This window comes from Mesorhizobium sp. WSM3860, from assembly GCF_002294995.1.
GTDB lineage: Bacteria > Pseudomonadota > Alphaproteobacteria > Rhizobiales > Rhizobiaceae > Mesorhizobium.
Genome location: NZ_NSGF01000027.1, coordinates 1 through 17,509, shown reverse-complemented (window position 1 = coordinate 17,509; position 17,509 = coordinate 1). Strand labels below are relative to the sequence as shown.

General features: G+C 63.8%; 15 protein-coding genes. 14 read left to right on the top strand and 1 reads right to left on the bottom strand.

Annotated features, from left to right (window positions below; genetic code table 11):
* The first annotated feature begins 87 nt into the window (after positions 1-87).
* From lnt to CK220_RS28050, 4 genes are all read left to right on the top strand, one after another.
* Complete coding sequence (gene lnt, locus CK220_RS28065) at positions 88-1,677, top strand: apolipoprotein N-acyltransferase (RefSeq protein ID WP_095814637.1); 1,590 nt, start codon at positions 88-90, stop codon at positions 1,675-1,677.
* 139 nt (positions 1,678-1,816) lie between these two features.
* On the top strand, positions 1,817-2,239 hold the full coding sequence (locus CK220_RS28060) for a helix-turn-helix transcriptional regulator (protein ID WP_095814636.1): 423 nt from the start codon (positions 1,817-1,819) through the stop codon (positions 2,237-2,239).
* A 167-nt stretch (positions 2,240-2,406) separates the two neighbouring features.
* Entirely contained in the window at positions 2,407-3,684 is a 1,278-nt protein-coding gene (gene metK / locus CK220_RS28055) for a methionine adenosyltransferase (protein ID WP_095814635.1), read from the top strand.
* A gap of 20 nt (positions 3,685-3,704) precedes the next feature.
* Complete coding sequence (locus CK220_RS28050; RefSeq protein ID WP_095814634.1) at positions 3,705-4,406, top strand: tRNA (guanosine(46)-N(7))-methyltransferase TrmB; 702 nt, start codon at positions 3,705-3,707, stop codon at positions 4,404-4,406.
* A gap of 224 nt (positions 4,407-4,630) precedes the next feature.
* Here the strand turns inward: CK220_RS28050 and CK220_RS32155 are convergent, their stop codons facing one another.
* Positions 4,631-4,792, bottom strand: coding sequence for a hypothetical protein (locus CK220_RS32155; protein WP_095814633.1), 162 nt, complete (start codon positions 4,790-4,792; stop codon positions 4,631-4,633).
* Positions 4,793-5,072: 280 nt separating this feature from the next.
* Here CK220_RS32155 and rimP point away from each other — a divergent pair, with 280 nt between their 5' ends.
* From rimP to CK220_RS27995, 10 genes are all read left to right on the top strand, one after another.
* The gene (gene rimP / locus CK220_RS28040; protein ID WP_095814632.1) at positions 5,073-5,708 is read left to right on the top strand and encodes a ribosome maturation factor RimP; all 636 of its coding nucleotides are present in this window, start codon (positions 5,073-5,075) and stop codon (positions 5,706-5,708) included.
* A gap of 45 nt (positions 5,709-5,753) precedes the next feature.
* On the top strand, positions 5,754-7,349 hold the full coding sequence (gene nusA, locus CK220_RS28035; RefSeq protein ID WP_095814631.1) for a transcription termination factor NusA: 1,596 nt from the start codon (positions 5,754-5,756) through the stop codon (positions 7,347-7,349).
* 32 nt (positions 7,350-7,381) lie between these two features.
* Positions 7,382-8,032: an RNA-binding protein gene (locus tag CK220_RS28030; protein ID WP_095777502.1), complete on the top strand. Its 651-nt coding sequence runs from the start codon at positions 7,382-7,384 to the stop codon at positions 8,030-8,032.
* Positions 8,029-10,596 (top strand): translation initiation factor IF-2, encoded by a 2,568-nt coding sequence (infB, locus tag CK220_RS28025; protein WP_095814630.1) that lies wholly within the window; start codon positions 8,029-8,031, stop codon positions 10,594-10,596. Before CK220_RS28030 ends, infB begins: the two co-directional genes overlap by 4 nt.
* Positions 10,597-10,722: 126 nt before the next feature.
* Positions 10,723-11,139: a 30S ribosome-binding factor RbfA gene (gene rbfA, locus CK220_RS28020; protein WP_095814629.1), complete on the top strand. Its 417-nt coding sequence runs from the start codon at positions 10,723-10,725 to the stop codon at positions 11,137-11,139.
* A complete protein-coding gene (truB, locus tag CK220_RS28015; protein ID WP_095814628.1) occupies positions 11,140-12,102 on the top strand; it encodes a tRNA pseudouridine(55) synthase TruB in 963 nt (320 codons plus the stop codon).
* A 150-nt stretch (positions 12,103-12,252) separates the two neighbouring features.
* Positions 12,253-13,347: a magnesium/cobalt transporter CorA gene (gene corA / locus CK220_RS28010; RefSeq protein WP_095814627.1), complete on the top strand. Its 1,095-nt coding sequence runs from the start codon at positions 12,253-12,255 to the stop codon at positions 13,345-13,347.
* A 147-nt stretch (positions 13,348-13,494) separates the two neighbouring features.
* The gene (gene rpsO / locus CK220_RS28005) at positions 13,495-13,806 is read left to right on the top strand and encodes a 30S ribosomal protein S15 (protein WP_280952766.1); all 312 of its coding nucleotides are present in this window, start codon (positions 13,495-13,497) and stop codon (positions 13,804-13,806) included.
* A 380-nt stretch (positions 13,807-14,186) separates the two neighbouring features.
* Positions 14,187-16,337 carry a polyribonucleotide nucleotidyltransferase gene (gene pnp, locus CK220_RS28000; RefSeq protein ID WP_095814625.1) on the top strand — a complete coding sequence of 717 codons (2,151 nt, stop codon included), beginning with the start codon at positions 14,187-14,189 and terminating at the stop codon, positions 16,335-16,337.
* 81 nt (positions 16,338-16,418) lie between these two features.
* Complete coding sequence (locus CK220_RS27995) at positions 16,419-17,429, top strand: class I SAM-dependent methyltransferase (RefSeq protein WP_095814624.1); 1,011 nt, start codon at positions 16,419-16,421, stop codon at positions 17,427-17,429.
* The last annotated feature ends 80 nt before the right edge of the window (positions 17,430-17,509 follow it).

Here is a 17,509-nt window from a genome sequence, read left to right as displayed (position 1 = left end):
AATTTGGTTGCGCTCACTCGTGTTTGGAGCATCCGGCTCGGCCTGTTAAATCTCTGGCTGCCTGATTCGCGCGACTTGGGAAGCTATATGCAGCGCTTTGCCGGCCGGATAATTCTGCTGTGGGGGTGGCGGCGGTCGCTGATAGCGTTTGCCGCGGGAGCGCTCGCGGTTCTCGCCCAGGCGCCCTACGATTTCTTCGCCGTCTGTTTCGTCTCCTTTCCGGTGCTTGTCTGGCTGCTCGACGGCGCCACCGGTGAAGCCTCCGACGGCTGGCTGCGCCGCCTTCGCCCGGCTTTCGCCATCGGATGGTGGTTCGGCTTCGGCTATTTCCTCGCCGGGCTCTGGTGGATCGGCCAGGCCCTTCTGGTCGAGGCCGACAGCTTCGCCTGGGCCCTGCCCTTCGCCGTCGTCGGCATCCCCTTTGGGCTAGCCTTCTTCTATGGTTTTGCGACGATCGTGGCGCGGCTTTTCTGGAACAGCGATATCGGCCGCATCGCCGCACTTGCCTTCGGCTTCGGCCTTGCCGAATGGCTGCGCGATTTCCTGTTCACCGGCTTTCCCTGGAATGCCGTCGGCTATGCCGCAATGCCGGTGCCGCTCCTGATGCAGAGCGTGTCGGTGACGGGTATGATCGGCATGAACGCGCTCGCCGTTTTTGTCTTTTCCTTGCCGGCGCTTGCCGCGACGCGCCGGCATCTCGGGCTGGGCTTGGCCTTGCTCGTCGCTCTCGTTGCCGCTCACGTCGGCTTCGGCTATTTCAGGCTTGCCGTCCCGGCCCCGCCGGCCACCCGCTCGGTCGACGTGCGCATCGTTCAGCCCGCCGTCGATCTCAGCGAGAAATGGGATGCCTCGGTGCGCGACCGCATCTTCGCCACGCTGGTGGGGATATCGGCCAAGGCACCGGAGCAAGGCCATGCCAAGCCGCAACTGATCCTTTGGCCGGAAACGTCCGTGCCGTTCCTGTTCACGGAGCGTCCGGACGCGCTGACGGCCTTGGGCGATATGCTGGGCGACGGCCAGATGCTGATCGCCGGCGTGGTGCGCGAGGAGGGCGGCGCAGGCAATGCCGGCAGCCGTTACTACAATTCCGTGGTGGCGATCAACGACAAGGGCGAGATCGTCGATGCTGTCGACAAGGTGCATCTGGTGCCGTTCGGCGAATATCTGCCTTTTGCCGGCCTGTTCGAGCGTTTCGGCATAGGCCAGCTCGTCGCCGGGCCGATGAATTTCGCCGCCGGCAACGAACGTCATCCGATCGCGGTGCCGAACGGCCTGAGGGCGGTTCCTTTCATCTGTTACGAGGTCATCTTTCCTGACCTCGTTGCAGTCGATGCAGCGTCATCCGAGCTTATTGTGAACGTCACCAATGACGCCTGGTTTGGCGACACGCCAGGCCCCTACCAGCACTTCAGGCAGGCGCAGATTCGCGCGGTGGAGAACGGAGTGCCTTTGTTGCGTGCGGCCAACAACGGCATCTCCGCCGTTGTCGATTCGCGTGGGCGTATCGTCGATGCCCTGGCGGTCGATGCGCGCGGCGCCATCGACGCGCATGTGCCGGTTTCCGGGCAACCCCTGCTGTCCGCCGACCAGCGGCGGATTAACGGATTGCTGATCATGTTGCTTTTTGCCCTCGCGGCCTTCACGCTGAATGTAAGGCAGCGGCTACGGGTGAATTGACAGTCGGCACATTAGAAACTCATACTGTAACGCCTAAAATTTTCTCGAAGTCGGTTGGAGGGGTCTGTTGGGGCAGGTGGCTCCGGTTTCGTTTGGGCGGCAAAAATAGAAAAAGCCGGAAAAATTCGGCGAGGAAAAAATGACAGAAGAGAACAAGAAGAAGCCGAATCCGATCGACATTCATGTCGGCAGTCGTATTCGGCTGCGTCGCAATATGCTTGGAATGAGCCAGGAAAAGCTGGGTGAAAATCTCGGCATCACGTTTCAGCAGATACAGAAGTACGAAAAGGGGACCAACAGGGTCGGCGCTAGCCGCCTGCAGGCAATCGCCTCCATCCTGAGCGTCCCTGTCGCCTTCTTCTTCGAGGACGCCCCGGGTCAGGAGGCCGTCACCGGCAATCGGGGATTTGCCGAGGATGCCTCGATGGCCTTCGCGATCGAATTCTGCGGCAGCCCGGAAGGACTTCAGCTCAATCGTGCCTTCGTCAAGATTCCCGACGTCAAGGTGCGGCGCCGGATCATCGATCTTGTGAAGTCCCTTTCGCCGGACGACGCCGAGTGAATCCAGGCTCATGTCGCCGGCGGTGCCCTGCCGCCGGTGGCACAAGTTGATTGTGCCGATATTCATGCCAGATCCGTCGCGCCGCTTGACGAGCGGCGCCCGGCACCGCTAACACGTGGCGCGCCAAAATCGGCAGCCTTGCCGATCCTTTTCAAGAGGGGACACCCGTGACGCGGCAGAACTATCTCTTCACCTCGGAATCCGTCTCCGAGGGCCATCCCGACAAAGTCTGTGACCGTATCTCCGACGAGATCGTCGATCTCGTCTATCGCGAGGCCAGGAAGACGGGCATGGACCCGTGGAAGGTGCGCGTAGCCTGCGAGACGCTGGCCACCACCAACCGCGTCGTCATCGCCGGCGAGGTCAGGGTTCCCGAGACGCTGCTCAAGAAGGACAAGGCAGGCAACATCCTCAAGGATGCGGCGGGCCACCCGGTCGTCAATCCGACCAAGTTCAAATCGGTTGCCCGCAAGGCCATCCGCGAGATCGGCTACGAGCAAGCCGGCTTCCACTGGAGGACGGCCAAGATCGAGGTGCTGCTGCACGGCCAGTCGCCGGATATCGGCCAGGGCGTCGACAATGCCGCCGACCGCCAGGGTGAGGAGGGCGCCGGCGACCAGGGCATCATGTTCGGCTATGCCTGCCGCGAGACGCCGGACCTGATGCCGGCGCCGATCTACTACAGCCACAAGATCCTCGAATTGCTTGCCGCCGCGCGCCACGAAGGCAATGGCGAGGCCGCCAAGCTCGGCCCGGACGCCAAGAGCCAGGTCACCGTGCGCTATGCCAACGGCAAGGCGGCGGAAGTGACGCAGATCGTGCTTTCCACCCAGCATCTCGACTCGAGCTGGGATTCCAAGAAGGTCCGCAATGTCGTCGAGCCTTACGTCCGCGAGGCGCTTGGCGAACTCAGGGTCGCCGACGACTGCAACTGGTACATCAACCCGACCGGCAAGTTCGTGATCGGCGGGCCCGACGGCGATGCCGGCCTCACCGGCCGCAAGATCATCGTCGATACCTATGGCGGTGCGGCGCCCCATGGCGGCGGCGCCTTCTCCGGCAAGGACACCACGAAGGTCGACCGTTCGGCTGCTTATGCGGCGCGCTATCTCGCCAAGAATGTGGTAGCGGCCAAGCTGGCCGACCGCTGCACCATCCAGCTTTCCTACGCCATCGGCGTCGCCCAGCCGCTGTCGGTCTATGTCGATCTGCACGGCACCGGCAAGGTCGACGAGGCAAGGCTCGAGGAGGCGCTGCGCAAGGTGATGGACCTCTCGCCTTCCGGCATCCGCCGTCATCTCGATCTCAACAAGCCGATCTACGCGAAAACCTCGTCCTATGGCCATTTCGGCCGCAAGGCCGGCCGCGACGGTTCCTTCTCCTGGGAGAAGACGGATCTCGCCAAGGCGCTCAAGGACGCGGTTGCCGATGCGATTGCCGCCTGACGGCGTCGCCAAACCTGTTCATGGAGCCAAACGACAGGCCAAGCCGCGCGACCGAAGGATTCTTCGGCCGCCGGCACGGCAAGACCATTCGTCCGCAGCAGGCCGCGGCGCTTGAACGTGGCCTGCGCGCCTATCGCCTCGACCTGACGGCGGAGGCACCCGCGGACCTTGGAACGCTGTTCAAGGCGCAGGTTTCAGCCTGTCGGCTCGAGATCGGCTTCGGCGGCGGCGAACATCTGTTGCATCGCGCGACGGAGGCTCCGGCGACTGGTTTCATCGGCGTCGAGCCCTTCGTCAACGGCATGGCCAAGATGATGACGGCGCTCGACAAGCGCCCGCTCGCCAATCTGAGAGTCTATGACGACGACGCCACGCGTCTGCTCGACTGGCTGCCGCCAGCCTCGCTCGACGGCATCGACCTGCTTTATCCCGATCCCTGGCCGAAGAAGAGGCACTGGAAGCGGCGCTTTGTCAGCCCCGCCAATCTCGATCGGTTCGCCCGGGTGCTGAAGCCGGGCGGGAGATTCCGCTTCGCCTCCGATATCGACAGCTATGTGAACTGGACGCTGCTCGCCTGCCGCGCCAATGGCAGTTTCGCCTGGCAGGCGAGCGAGGCCGCCGACTGGCATCGGGCCTATGCGGGCTGGCCCGGCACGCGCTACGAGGCCAAGGCCATCCGCGAGGGGAGGCGGCCCGCCTATCTGACCTTCATCCGGAAGTAGGCCGGACGCTATCGAGCACTAAGTTCCTGAGCACCGGTAAATCAGCCGCTCAGCAGCGGGTGATCTTGCCAAAGTGATCTTTCCGGTCGCAGAGAACCCGGCTTCGGACGGCCTGGGCTGTTTTCTCCCGCGGAGAAGCCGCGACGGTCAAGGCGTTCCGGGCCTTGAGCCTTATCGCCGCCAAAGCTCGGACTCAGTTATTGTCCGTTTCGTCCGTGGGCCGTCTAAAAGCGCCCGATCTTATCGAAGGCGGTCGGGTCAATGCCGAGTTTCTTCAGGTCGATGCGGCGCGGCTTGCGGTTCGCCTCGACGGCCCGCGATGCGGCAGCCGCGCTGCCAAACGTGCCAAGAAAATCGCCAATCACAAAAAACAATCCACGGTCCATGACAAATACCTTCGCGCGCGAACGCGCGACCTTTCTTTCTGCGCTGCAACATAGATGGGTTCTGGCAGGCGGAGATTACAGGGGCACCGGCGCATGGCCGCCATGCTCGGCACGCAACGCTGCTACGCGGCTTGGTCGATGGCATCGTCAGGCTTGAAACCCCGGCCGGGATCGTTTATATCAGCCTCAAATTCTTGGTCGGTATGACGAAGAGTGGGTCCACCCGGTCCCGCTCTTTTTTGTTACCTGCCGGCCGGAGCGACAAGGCGACAGGAAACTTATGACCGCAGCGGCAAGCGAAGCCGACGACCGTATCATCCGCGAAAGCGGCATCGATGCGCGCATTGCGCTGATCATACAGCCGGTGCTGAAGGCCATCGGCTTCCGCCTCGTGCGGGTGCAACTGACCGGCCAGAACGGGCTGACGCTGCAGATCATGGCCGAGCGCGAGGACGGCACCATGACCGTCGAGGATTGCGAAGAGGTCAGCCGCGCGGTTTCGCCCGCGCTCGATGTCGAAGATCCGATCGAAAAGGCGTATCATCTCGAAGTGTCGTCGCCGGGCATTGACCGGCCGCTGGTGCGCAAGTCGGATTTCACCACCTGGACCGGCCATCTGGTCAAGATGGAGACATCGGTTCTCATTGGCGACCGCAAGCGCTTCAAGGGCAAGATCGCCGACGCGGACTCCGACGGCATCCTGCTGGAGCGCGACAAGGCGGCCTATGGCGAAGAGCCGACGCTACGCGTGCCCTATGACGCGATTGCCGAGGCGCGCCTGGTGCTGACCGACGATCTTATCCGCGAGGCCCTGTCGAAGGACAACAGGGCGCGCAAGGAAGCAAAAAAACGCCGAGGCGAAGCGGAAGAAGATGCGGTCGCCGGCGAAGAAAACGAAACCGAACAGGAAAGTTGATCGAGCTTCAGGGCCGATGCCCGGAGCGAAGTCGGGAGAAAGACAATGGTTGTAAGCGCCAACAGGCTCGAACTGCTGCAGATCGCCGATGCGGTCGCGCGTGAAAAGTCGATCGACAAGCAGATCGTCATCGCCGCGATGGCCGATGCGATCCAGAAGGCGGCGCGTTCGCGTTATGGGCAGGAAACCAATATCCGTGCCGACATCAATCCCAATACGGGCGAGATGAAGCTGCAGCGGCTGATGGAAGTGGTCGAGAAGGTCGAGGATTACGCGACGCAGATCGCCCTTTCCACGGCGCGCGAGCGCAATCCCGACGCCCAGCTCGGCGACTTCATCGCCGAACAGCTGCCGCCGATGGATTTCGGCCGCATCGCCGCGCAGTCGGCCAAGCAGGTCATCGTCCAGAAGGTGCGCGAGGCCGAGCGCGATCGTCAGTATGACGAGTACAAGGACCGTATTGGCGAGATCGTCAACGGCACCGTCAAACGCGTCGAATATGGCAACGTCATCGTCGACCTCGGCCGCGGCGAGGCAATCATCCGCCGCGACGAGCTGATCCCGCGCGAGAACTACAAATATGGCGACCGCGTCCGCGCCTATGTCTACGACGTGCGCCGCGAGCAGCGCGGCCCGCAGATCTTCCTGTCGCGCACGCATCCGCAGTTCATGGCCAAGCTCTTCACCATGGAAGTGCCGGAAATCTACGACGGCATCATCGAGATCAAGTCGGTCGCCCGCGATCCGGGCTCGCGCGCCAAGATCGCCGTGATCTCGCGCGATTCCTCCATCGATCCGGTCGGTGCCTGCGTCGGCATGCGCGGCAGCCGCGTCCAGGCGGTGGTCGGCGAATTGCAAGGCGAGAAGATCGACATCATTCCGTGGTCGCCTTCGGCCGCTTCCTTCATCGTGAACGCGCTGCAGCCGGCGGAAGTCGCCAAGGTGGTGCTCGACGAGGATGCCGAGCGCATCGAGGTGGTGGTGCCGGACGACCAGCTGTCGCTGGCCATTGGCCGCCGCGGCCAAAATGTTCGTCTTGCCTCGCAGCTCACCGGCTGGGACATCGACATCCTGACCGAGCAGGAAGAGAGCGAGCGCCGCCAGAAGGAATTCGTCGAGCGTTCGGCCCTCTTCATGGAAGCCCTCGATGTCGACGAGATGGTCGGCCAGGTGCTTGCCTCGGAGGGCTTCACCAGCGTCGAGGAAGTCGCCTATGTCGATTCTGGCGAAATCTCGTCGATCGACGGCTTCGACGAGGACACCGCTTCGGAAATCCAGTCGCGCGCCCGCGAATATCTCGAGAAGATCGAGGCCGAGCACGATGAGAAGCGCAAGGCGCTCGGCGTCGAGGACGAGCTGCGCGAGATTTCCGGCATCACCACGGCCATGATGGTGACCCTCGGCGAGGACGGCGTGAAGACGATCGAGGACTTCGCCGGCTATGCCGCCGATGACCTGATCGGCTGGAAGGAACGCAAGGACGGCGAGACCAAGGTCTATCCCGGTGTGCTCGCCGATCACGGCGTCTCGCGCGCCGATGCCGAGCAGATGGTGCTGACCGCTCGCAGGAAGGCCGGCTGGATTTCCGAGGACGAACTGGCCGCGGATGAAGCCGCGGCCGGTGAAACCGTCGGTGCGTGAGGTGACCACCAATCGCAAGGCCCGTGGACGAGATGAACGATCGCACTTGCATCGTCACGCGCAGGCAGGCCGAAGCGGATGAGCTGATCCGCTTCGTCGTCGGCCCGGATTCGGCCGTCGTTCCGGACATCAAGAGAAATCTGCCCGGCCGCGGTTGCTGGGTCACCGCCGATCGCCTACATATCGACAAGGCAGCGGCGAAGAACCTGTTTGCCCGCGCCTTCAAGGCGCAGGTCACCGTTCCCGCCGAACTCGGCGACATGGTCGACGGGCTGCTTTCCAGATCCGCCCTGGGCATGTTGGGTCTTGCTCGCAAGGCCGGAGCGGTCGTTCTGGGCGCCGCCAAGGTAGAGGCTGCTGTGCGCGACGGGCAGGCGCTCTTCGTGCTGCACGCGAGGGAAGCCTCGGACGATGGTGTGCGCAAGATCAGTCAGGCGCGGCGGGCAACCGTTCATCTCGGCGGCCCCGCTACACCGGCCTACAAACTTTTCCCCGAAGCCGAGTTGAGCTTGGCATTGGGGGGTACAAATGTGATACATGCTGCCGTCCTCGCGCAGGATGCGGGTAAGGCGGTTGAGAAGCGCATGGTTGCGCTGGACCGTTATCGGGGCGGAACCCCGGACGATTTGGCAATGCTTGCGGCCGTTGCTGACGATGATGATGCCGCAGAGGATATGGAATGAGCGATACGAAATCGGGCGACGACAAGACGTTGAGCGTTACGCCGAAGAAGACCTTGACGCTGAAGCGCCCTGGCCTCGAGCAGGGCACCGTGCGCCAGAATTTCTCGCACGGACGCACCAAGTCGGTCGTGGTCGAGACCAAGAAGCGCAAGTTCTCGCTGCCCGGCGACAAGCCGGAGCCGGTGGCGCCGTCCGTCTTCACGCCGAAGCCCGCAGCCGCGGCACCCGCGCCCGCCGTGCAGGAAGCGCCGAAGGCGCCGTCGCAGCCGGAACGCTCCGGCATGGTGCTGAACGAATTGTCGCGGGGCGAGATGGAAGCGCGCCGCAGGGCGCTCGAAGGCTCCAAGGCGCGTGAGGTCGAGGACCGTCAGCGCGCCCAGGAAGAGGCCAAGCGCCGCGCCGAGGAGGAAGAGCGCCGCAAGCGCGAGCGTGAGGAGTCCGCCCGCCGTCAGGCCGAAGAAGAGGCGCGTTTGCAAACCGAGGCCGAGTCCCGCCGCCGCGCCGAGGAAGAAGCGCGACGCCGCGCCCCGCAAGCCGCCGAGCTGGCCACGGTCGACGAGGAAGAGGAGGTCAAGCCGCGGCGCCCTGGTGGTGCCGGCGCCGGAGCGCCTGTGCGCCGTCTGGCCACGCCGGAAGTTGCGCGGCCAGCCAAGCCGACCAAGGGCGAGGAAGACCGTCGCCGCGGCAAGCTGACGCTGAACACCGCGCTGTCGGATGAAGATGCGCGCGGCCGCTCGCTATCGTCGATGCGCCGCCGCCAGGAAAAATTCAAGCGCGCGATGCACAACGAGCCGCGCGAGAAAGTTATGCGCGAAGTGATCCTGCCCGAAACCATCACCATCCAGGAACTGGCGCAGCGCATGTCCGAGCGCGCCGTGGACGTGGTCAAGTTTTTCATGAAGCAGGGCCAGATCCTGAAGCCGGGCGACGTCATCGACGCCGACACGGCCGAGCTGGTCGCTTCCGAATTCGGCCACACGGTCCGCCGCGTCGCCGAGTCCGACATCGAGGAAGGCCTGTTCAACATCGCCGATCGCCCGGAAGACCTGGTGTCGCGTCCGCCGGTGGTGACCATCATGGGCCATGTCGACCACGGCAAGACCTCGCTGCTCGACGCAATCCGCAACGCCAATGTCGTCTCCGGCGAGGCCGGCGGCATCACCCAGCATATCGGCGCCTACCAGATCGAGAAGAACGGTCAGAAGATCACCTTCATCGACACGCCCGGCCACGCCGCCTTCACGGCGATGCGCGCCCGCGGCGCCCAGGTGACCGACATTGCCGTGCTGGTGGTGGCGGCCGACGACAGCGTGATGCCGCAGACGATCGAATCGATCAATCACGCCAAGGCGGCCGGCGTGCCGATCATTGTGGCGATCAACAAGATCGACAAGCGTGACGCCGACCCGCAGAAGGTGCGCACTGAACTGCTGCGCCACGAAGTGTTCGTGGAATCGATGGGCGGTGAGGTGCTGGACGTCGAGGTTTCGGCGACCAAGGGCACCAATCTCGACAAGCTGCTGGAAGCGATCCTGCTGCAGGCCGAAGTCCTCGACCTCAAGGCCAATCCCGACCGCACCGCCGAAGGCGCCGTCATCGAGGCGCAGCTGGACAAGGGCCGCGGTCCGGTCGCCACCGTGCTGGTGCAGACCGGCACGCTGATGCCGGGCGACATCATCGTCGCCGGCAACGAGTGGGGCCGTGTGCGCGCGCTCGTCAACGATCGCGGCGAGCATGTGCCGGAGGCGCCGCCGGCAATGCCGGTCGAGGTGCTCGGCCTCCAGGGCACGCCGCAGGCAGGCGACCGCTTCGCCGTCGTCAACAACGAGGCGCGTGCGCGTGAGATCACCGAGTATCGCCAGCGCCTGGCGCGCGAGAAGGCGGTGGCCAAGCATGCCGGCCAGCGCGGCTCGCTCGAACAGATGATGTCGCAGTTGCAGGCGAGCGGGCTGAAGGAGTTTCCGCTGGTCATCAAGGGCGACGTGCAGGGCTCGATCGAGGCGATCAACGCTGCGCTCGAAAAGCTCGGCAACGACGAGGTCAGGGTACGGATCGTCCATTCGGGCGCCGGCGGCATCACAGAAACCGACGTCTCGCTTGCCGAGACCTCGGGCGCTGCGATCATCGGTTTCAACGTCCGCGCCAATGCGCAGGCGCGCACGGCTGCTGCCGCTGCCGGCATCGAGATCCGCTACTATTCGATCATCTACAACCTCGTCGATGATGTGAAGGCAGCTCTTTCCGGCATGCTCTCGCCCGAGCGGCGCGAGACCTTCATCGGCAATGCCGAGATCCTCGAGATCTTCGATATCTCGAAGGTCGGCAAGATCGCCGGCTGCCGCGTCACCGAAGGCAAGGTCGAGCGTGGCGCGGGCGTTCGCCTGATCCGCGACAACGTCGTCGTCCACGAAGGCACGCTGAAGACGCTGAAGCGCTTTAAGGACGAGGTTTCGGAAGTGCCGGGCGGTCAGGAATGCGGCATGGCCTTCCAGAACTACGAGGACATGCGCGTCGGCGACGTCATCGAGTGCTTCCGCGTCGAGATGGTGAGCCGGACGCTCTAAATTCGGATATGCTGCCGGAATTCACCGGGCGGCGGCCGCAAGGCTGCCGCTCGAGATCCTCGTTTCGTAGTTGAGACATGTGGCGCGGTCCCATCCCGCGCTTCACGATTTCAGGACTGAAGAAAAATGTCCCGTTCGACAACATCAGGCCCCTCCCAGCGCATGCTGCGCGTCGGCGAGCAGGTGCGTCACGCCCTATCCGAAGCCCTGCAGCGCGGCGAGATCATCGACCCGGTGATCGAGAACACCGTCGTCTCGGTCTCCGAGGTGCGCATGTCGCCGGACCTCAAGATCGCCACCGCCTTCGTCTCGCCGCTTGGTGCCGGCGATGCAGGTGCCGTGGTCGAGGCGCTCAACAGGCATGCGAAATTCATTCGCGGCCGCGTCTCCGGTGCGCTCAGGCAGATGAAGTACATGCCGGAGTTCCGCTTCCGGCTCGATACGTCATTCGACAATTTCGCCAAGATCAACGAATTGCTGAAATCGCCCGAGGTCGCGCGCGATCTCGACGACCAGAATAAAAACGACAGGGACGAGGAATAAGTGGCGCGCCGCGGCAAGAAGAAGGGCCGGCCGGTCTCCGGCTGGGTGGTGCTGGACAAGCCGGTCGGCATGGGCTCGACCGAAGCGGTCTCCAAGATCAAATGGCTGTTCCAGGCCGAGAAGGCCGGTCACGCTGGCACGCTCGATCCGTTGGCCTCCGGCATGCTGCCGATCGCGCTCGGCGAGGCGACCAAGACCGTGCCTTACGTGCAGGATGGCGCCAAGGTCTACCGCTTCACCGTCGCCTGGGGCGAGGAGCGCTCGACGGACGACCTCGAAGGCCCGGTGACGAACAGTTGCGACCGGCGCCCGGCCGAGGTCGAGGTGCGGGCGCTGCTGCCGAAATACACCGGCGTTATCATGCAGACGCCGCCGCAATTCTCGGCCATCAAGATTGCCGGCGAGCGCGCCTACGATCTTGCCCGCGACGGCGAGACGGTGGACATTCTAGCCCGGGAGATCGAAATCGGCCGTTTGGACATCGTCGAGCATGGCGTCGATAAAACCGTCTTCGAGGTCGAGTGCGGCAAGGGCACCTATGTGCGCTCGCTGGCGCGCGACATGGGTCGCGATCTGAGCTGCTTCGGCCACATCTCCGAGTTGCGCCGCGTCGAGGTCGAGCCGTTCACGGCGGACGATTTCGTCACCGTCGCCGAGCTCGAAGCGGCGCGCTTTGGCGGCAAGAACGATGAGAATTCGGACGAAGAAGCCGAGGTGCCGGTCGATTTCAGCGCCATCGATGCGCTGCTGGTCGAGACCGCCGCAGCACTTGACTGCCTGCCGCAGGTCGCCGTCAGCGACGACGCCGCGACCAAGATTCGCCTCGGCAATCCCGTCATCATTCGTGGGCGCGACGCGCCGGTCGAGGCCGACGAGGCCTGTGCCACTGCGCGCGGCAAGCTCGTCGCCATCGGCGCCATCGAACAGGGCATGTTCAAGCCCAAGCGGGTCTTTGCCGGTTGACGGCACTCGGCTAGTTTCGGCCCGCAGTTCCAGGAAAGCGTGTAACGGTTCCCGCCGGAATTGCATGAAAACAGACGGTTAGAGCAGTTCAGCGATCCCCGAACTGCTATGACGTCGCGCCCCAGGGGGAGCTCATGGCCCAGAGGAATCATGGCAATGGCTGAGACCGTCGGAAAGCGGGCGCCGCCGAAAATCCGCCGGCCGCCGGTCGGCGCTTCGCCCGGCACGTTGATCGCCGATCCGGCGGCGCGGCGCAGCGAGCTTCGGCTGACGTTGATCTCGCCGGAGAAATACAAAACCATCGACAATGCGAGCATCGACGAGCTCAACACCCATTGCGACCGCTGGCCGATCGTCTGGCTTGATTGCACGGGGCTTGCGAACATCCCGCTGATCGAAGAGATCGGGCGGATTTTCGACCTCCATCCGCTGGCGCTGGAGGATGTCGTCAACACCGGCCAGCGGCCGAAGGTGGATTTCTTCGAGGACCATGCCTTCGTCGTCATGCGCATGATCGACGATGTCGCCGCGCATCGCTACGAGCAGATCGCGGTGTTCTTCGGCGAGAATTTCGTCGTCACTTTTCAGGAGCGCGAGGGCGACCCGTTCGATCCAGTGCGCAAGCGCATCGCGGCTCCCATGCCCAACCGGCTGCGCTCGCGCGGCGCCGACTATCTCGCCTATGCCCTGATCGACGCCATCGTCGACAGCTATTTCCCGCCGATCGAGACGGTGAGCGAATTGGTCGACGGCATCGAAGACCAGATGCTCAACACGCCCCACAAGCACCAGATGCGGCAGCTGCACGAATTACGGCGCGACGCCAATGTGCTGAAGGGCGTGCTGTGGCCGATGCGCGACGCACTGGCGACGCTGATCCGCAACGACGTGCCCTTCGTGAAGGCCGAGACCAAGATATTCTTCAACGACACGCTCGACCATGCGCTGCGGCTGATCGAGCTGGTCGAGACCCAGCGCGACATGCTGACCGGCTTGATCGAAATGCATCTGTCGCTGACCCAGGGACGCACCAACGACGTCATCTCCTATCTGACGATCGTCTCGGTGATCTTCATGCCGCTCACCTTCCTCGTCGGTGTCTGGGGCATGAACTTCGACCCGGATAGCTCGCCCTGGAACATGCCGGAGCTCAAGGCCTATTACGGCTACCCGGCGGCACTTTTGTTCATGCTGGTCGTTGCTGTCGGGCTTGTCGCCTTCTTCAGATGGAAGAAGTGGCTGTAGCAGCAGAACCCTCTGTTTTTGCGGCAAGACCTGCGACAAGCCGGCTTGACAATTAGGCTGGTGTTTTGTGGGAAATTGCACTATATGCGCGGCAGCTTCGCGCCCTGACGCGTTGCTTGCACCGGCCCCTGCTGGACGACATCCCGGCTGAGGGCGTCCCGTTTCCTCGAACAGATAAGGAAAAACACGATGTCGATTACTGCCGATCGCAAACAAGAACTGATGGCCGAATTCGCGACCGCGAAGGGCGATACCGGGTCCCCGGAAGTCCAGGTTGCCATCCTTTCCGAGCGCATCAAGAACCTGACGGAGCACTTCAAGGACCACAAGAAGGATAACCATTCCCGCCGTGGTTTGCTTGCTCTCGTTTCCCAGCGCCGCAGCCTGCTTGATTATCTCAAGCGCAAGGATGACACGCGCTATCAGACGCTGATCGACAAGCTCGGTCTCCGTCGCTGACGAATTGACCGGCGGGCTCTCTGCGGAGAGCCCGCCGGTCTCGCATTGGCGCATCGGTCGCTCCGATGCCCGATGCCGCAGTGGAGCGCGACGCGCTCTCGAAATTCGCATTCGCGCATGGCGCGTCTCGGAAACAGGGGTTTCCGGCGTCGTGCGCAAGGTCGGCCGACCGGTCGGCCAGACCCGGTTCCGGAAGCGCAAAGGGCCGTTCGGAACCGCCCATGGACGGTCATGGGGCAGGATTGCAGGATGCTCGCTCGGCAATCGCCACCTGTCGAGCTTCCCGTTGTCTTGCCCGTGGCTGCCCGAAGGAAGCCAGGGAAGGGATGCTCCGCGACCGTTGGAACGGCGCGGCCCTTTCCGCACATGAAGGACAAGATATGTTCAATCAACACAAAGTGGAAATCGAATGGGGCGGCCGTCCGCTCATCCTGGAAACCGGCAAGGTCGCCCGCCAGGCCGACGGCGCGGTGCTCGCCACCTACGGCGAGACCGTGGTTCTCGCCACCGTCGTTTCGATGAAGGAGCCGAAGCCCGGCCTCGATTTCTTCCCGCTCACCGTCAACTACCAGGAAAAGACCTATGCCGCCGGCAAGATTCCGGGCGGCTACTTCAAGCGCGAGGGCCGTCCGAGCGAGAAGGAAACGCTGGTTTCCCGCCTGATCGACCGCCCGATCCGCCCGCTGTTTGCTGACGGCTACAAGAACGACACCCAGATCGTCGTCACCGTCGTCCAGCACGATCTCGAGAACGATCCGGACATCCTGTCGATCGTCGCCACCTCAGCCGCGCTCACGCTTTCTGGCGTGCCCTTCATGGGCCCGATCGGTGGCGCCCGCGTCGGCTACATCAACGGCGAGTATGTGCTCAACCCGCATATCGACGAGATGGAGGAATCGAAGCTCGACCTCGTCGTCGCTGGCACCGCCGACGCCGTGCTGATGGTCGAATCCGAGGCCAAGGAGCTCTCGGAGGACCTGATGCTCGGCGCCGTCGTGTTCGGCCACAAGAGCTTCCAGCCGGTGATCGAAGCGATCATCAAGCTGGCCGAGGTCGCCGCCAAGGAGCCGCGCGACTTCACCGCTCCGGATTATTCCGCGCTCGAAGGCGAGATGCTGAAGATCGTCGGCGACGAGCTGCGCGAGGCCTACAAGATCACCGACAAGCAGTCGCGTTACGCCGCCGTCGACGCCGTCAAGGCCAAGGTCAAGGCTGCGTTCGCGCCGGCAGAAGGCGAGGAGGCCAAGTACACCAGCGAGCAGATCGGCAGTGTCTTCAAGGAACTCCAGGCCAAGGTGGTGCGCTGGAACATCCTCGACACCGGCGCGCGCATCGACGGCCGCGACCTGAAGACCGTCCGCAAGATCGTCTCCGAGGTCGGCGTCCTGCCGCGCACTCATGGGTCGGCGCTGTTCACCCGCGGCGAGACTCAGGCGCTGGTCGTGGCCACGCTCGGCACCGGCGAGGATGAGCAGTATGTCGACTCGCTGACCGGCATGTACAAGGAGAAGTTCCTTCTCCACTACAACTTCCCGCCCTATTCGGTCGGTGAAACCGGCCGCATGGGCTCGCCGGGCCGCCGCGAGATCGGCCACGGCAAGCTTGCCTGGCGCGCGATCCGCCCGATGCTGCCCTCCGCCGACCAGTTTCCGTACACGCTGCGCGTCGTCTCGGAGATCACCGAGTCCAACGGCTCGTCATCGATGGCGACCGTCTGCGGCACCTCGCTGGCGCTGATGGATGCCGGCGTGCCGATCGCCAAGCCCGTGGCCGGCATCGCCATGGGCCTGATCAAGGAAGGCGAACGCTTCGCCGTGCTCTCCGACATCCTCGGCGACGAGGATCATCTCGGCGACATGGACTTCAAGGTCGCCGGCACCGCCAATGGCGTCACCTCGCTGCAGATGGACATCAAGATCGACGGCATCACCGAGGAGATCATGGGCATCGCGCTCGCGCAGGCCAAGGACGGCCGCCTGCACATCCTCGGCGAGATGGCGAATGCGATCTCTTCTTCGCGCGCCGAGCTTGGCGAGTTCGCGCCGCGCATCGAGGTCATGCACATTCCGACCGACAAGATCCGCGACGTCATCGGCTCCGGCGGCAAGGTGATCCGCGAGATCGTCGAGAAGACCGGCGCCAAGATCAACATCGAGGACGACGGCACGGTCAAGATCGCATCGGCCAACGCCAAGGAGATCGAGGCGGCGAAGAAGTGGATCCACACCATCGTCGCCGAGCCGGAAGTCGGCGAGATCTACGAAGGAACGGTCGTCAAGACGGCCGACTTCGGCGCCTTCGTCAACTTCTTCGGCCCACGCGACGGTCTCGTCCACATCTCGCAGCTCGCCAATGAGCGCGTCGCCAAGACCTCCGACGTCGTCAAGGAAGGCGACAAGGTTTGGGTCAAGCTGATGGGCTTCGACGAGCGCGGCAAGGTGCGCCTGTCGATGAAGGTCGTCGACCAGGCGACCGGCAAGGAAATCGTTCAGGAGAAGAAGAAGCCGGAAGGCGAGGAAGACGCCGCCTGATCGGCCTGACTGCATGATTGAAACGGGCGCGCCGCAAGGTCGCGCCCGTTTCTATTTCAAGCGCCCTTCAAGGGTAGGTGAATGGCCGCTGAGCCGCTGAAGACGCTGTTCTATCCGTTCGAGGCCGAAGCGCTGCCTTTGCCGCGAAGGGACGCTCGCGTTCTGTTCCTTGGCGCTGAGCCTGGTTTCCGTTTGCCCGGCGGCTTCGCTGCGGCGCTGCATCTCGTGCAAGGCTTTCGGCCGCATTTTCGTGCCCTGCAGGCAGCCGGCTATGCGGTCACGCCGCGGGTGCAAGGCTCGGCCTTTGATGCTGCCCTTGTGCTGGCCGGCCGGCATCGCGGCCATAACGAGCTGTGCATCGCCGAAGCCATCGAGCGCGTTGCGCCGGGCGGGCTGATCGTCGTCGCCGGCGGCAAGGACGACGGCATCGACAGCCTGCGCAAGCGCGTGGACGCGTTGGCGTCGCTCGAAGCCCACCTGCCGAAGCATCACGGCGTCGCCTTCTGGTTCCGCCAGGCCGGCATGGATGCGGCTCGGGCGCTTCGCGCCGCCAGCCCCGATCTGGCCGTCGAAGGCCGCTTCCGCACCGCGCCCGGCATGTTCTCCTTCGATCGCGTCGACGCAGGGTCGAAGCTTCTGCTGGACAGCCTGCCGCAGGGGCTTGCGGGCAATGTCGCCGATTTCTGTGCCGGCTGGGGCTATCTGGCGGCGGAACTGATGGAGCGCTCGACAGGGCTTTCCCGTCTCGACCTCTACGAAGCGGATTTCGAGGCCCTGGAGGCGGCAAAGGTCAATATCCGCGCAACCGCTGTCGAGCCGCGCTTCTTCTGGACCGATCTTCTGACCGAAACGGTCGAGCGAGGTTACGACGCGATCGTCATGAACCCGCCCTTCCACAGCGGCAGGGCTGCCGACCCGGGCATCGGCGCCGGCATGATCCGTGCGGCGTCGAAGGCACTGAAACCAGGCGGACGCCTGTTCATGGTGGCGAACCGGCAATTGCCCTACGAACAGGTGCTGGCGGGAGCCTTCTCCAGCCACGCCGAGGTCGCGCGCGATGGCATGTTCAAGGTGTTTTCGGCGCGGCGCTAAGACTAGAGCGGGATGAATTTGGATTGAATCGAAGGGATTCCCAAGGGTCTGCAAATCAGATTCAAGATGCTGGCTGGGAA

Bases quoted from the DNA above. Each gene is read 5' to 3' on its own strand.
- lnt (WP_095814637.1), top strand. From the start codon at position 88: ATGCAGCGCTTTGCCGGCCGGATAATTCTGCTGTGGGGGTGGCGGCGG.
- CK220_RS28060 (WP_095814636.1), top strand. From the start codon at position 1,817: ATGACAGAAGAGAACAAGAAGAAGCCGAATCCGATCGACATTCATGTC.
- CK220_RS28050 (WP_095814634.1), top strand. From the start codon at position 3,705: ATGGAGCCAAACGACAGGCCAAGCCGCGCGACCGAAGGATTCTTCGGC.
- CK220_RS32155 (WP_095814633.1), bottom strand. From the start codon at position 4,792: ATGGACCGTGGATTGTTTTTTGTGATTGGCGATTTTCTTGGCACGTTT.
- rimP (WP_095814632.1), top strand. From the start codon at position 5,073: ATGACCGCAGCGGCAAGCGAAGCCGACGACCGTATCATCCGCGAAAGC.
- nusA (WP_095814631.1), top strand. From the start codon at position 5,754: ATGGTTGTAAGCGCCAACAGGCTCGAACTGCTGCAGATCGCCGATGCG.
- CK220_RS28030 (WP_095777502.1), top strand. From the start codon at position 7,382: ATGAACGATCGCACTTGCATCGTCACGCGCAGGCAGGCCGAAGCGGAT.
- infB (WP_095814630.1), top strand. From the start codon at position 8,029: ATGAGCGATACGAAATCGGGCGACGACAAGACGTTGAGCGTTACGCCG.
- rbfA (WP_095814629.1), top strand. From the start codon at position 10,723: ATGTCCCGTTCGACAACATCAGGCCCCTCCCAGCGCATGCTGCGCGTC.
- corA (WP_095814627.1), top strand. From the start codon at position 12,253: ATGGCAATGGCTGAGACCGTCGGAAAGCGGGCGCCGCCGAAAATCCGC.
- pnp (WP_095814625.1), top strand. From the start codon at position 14,187: ATGTTCAATCAACACAAAGTGGAAATCGAATGGGGCGGCCGTCCGCTC.
- CK220_RS27995 (WP_095814624.1), top strand. From the start codon at position 16,419: ATGGCCGCTGAGCCGCTGAAGACGCTGTTCTATCCGTTCGAGGCCGAA.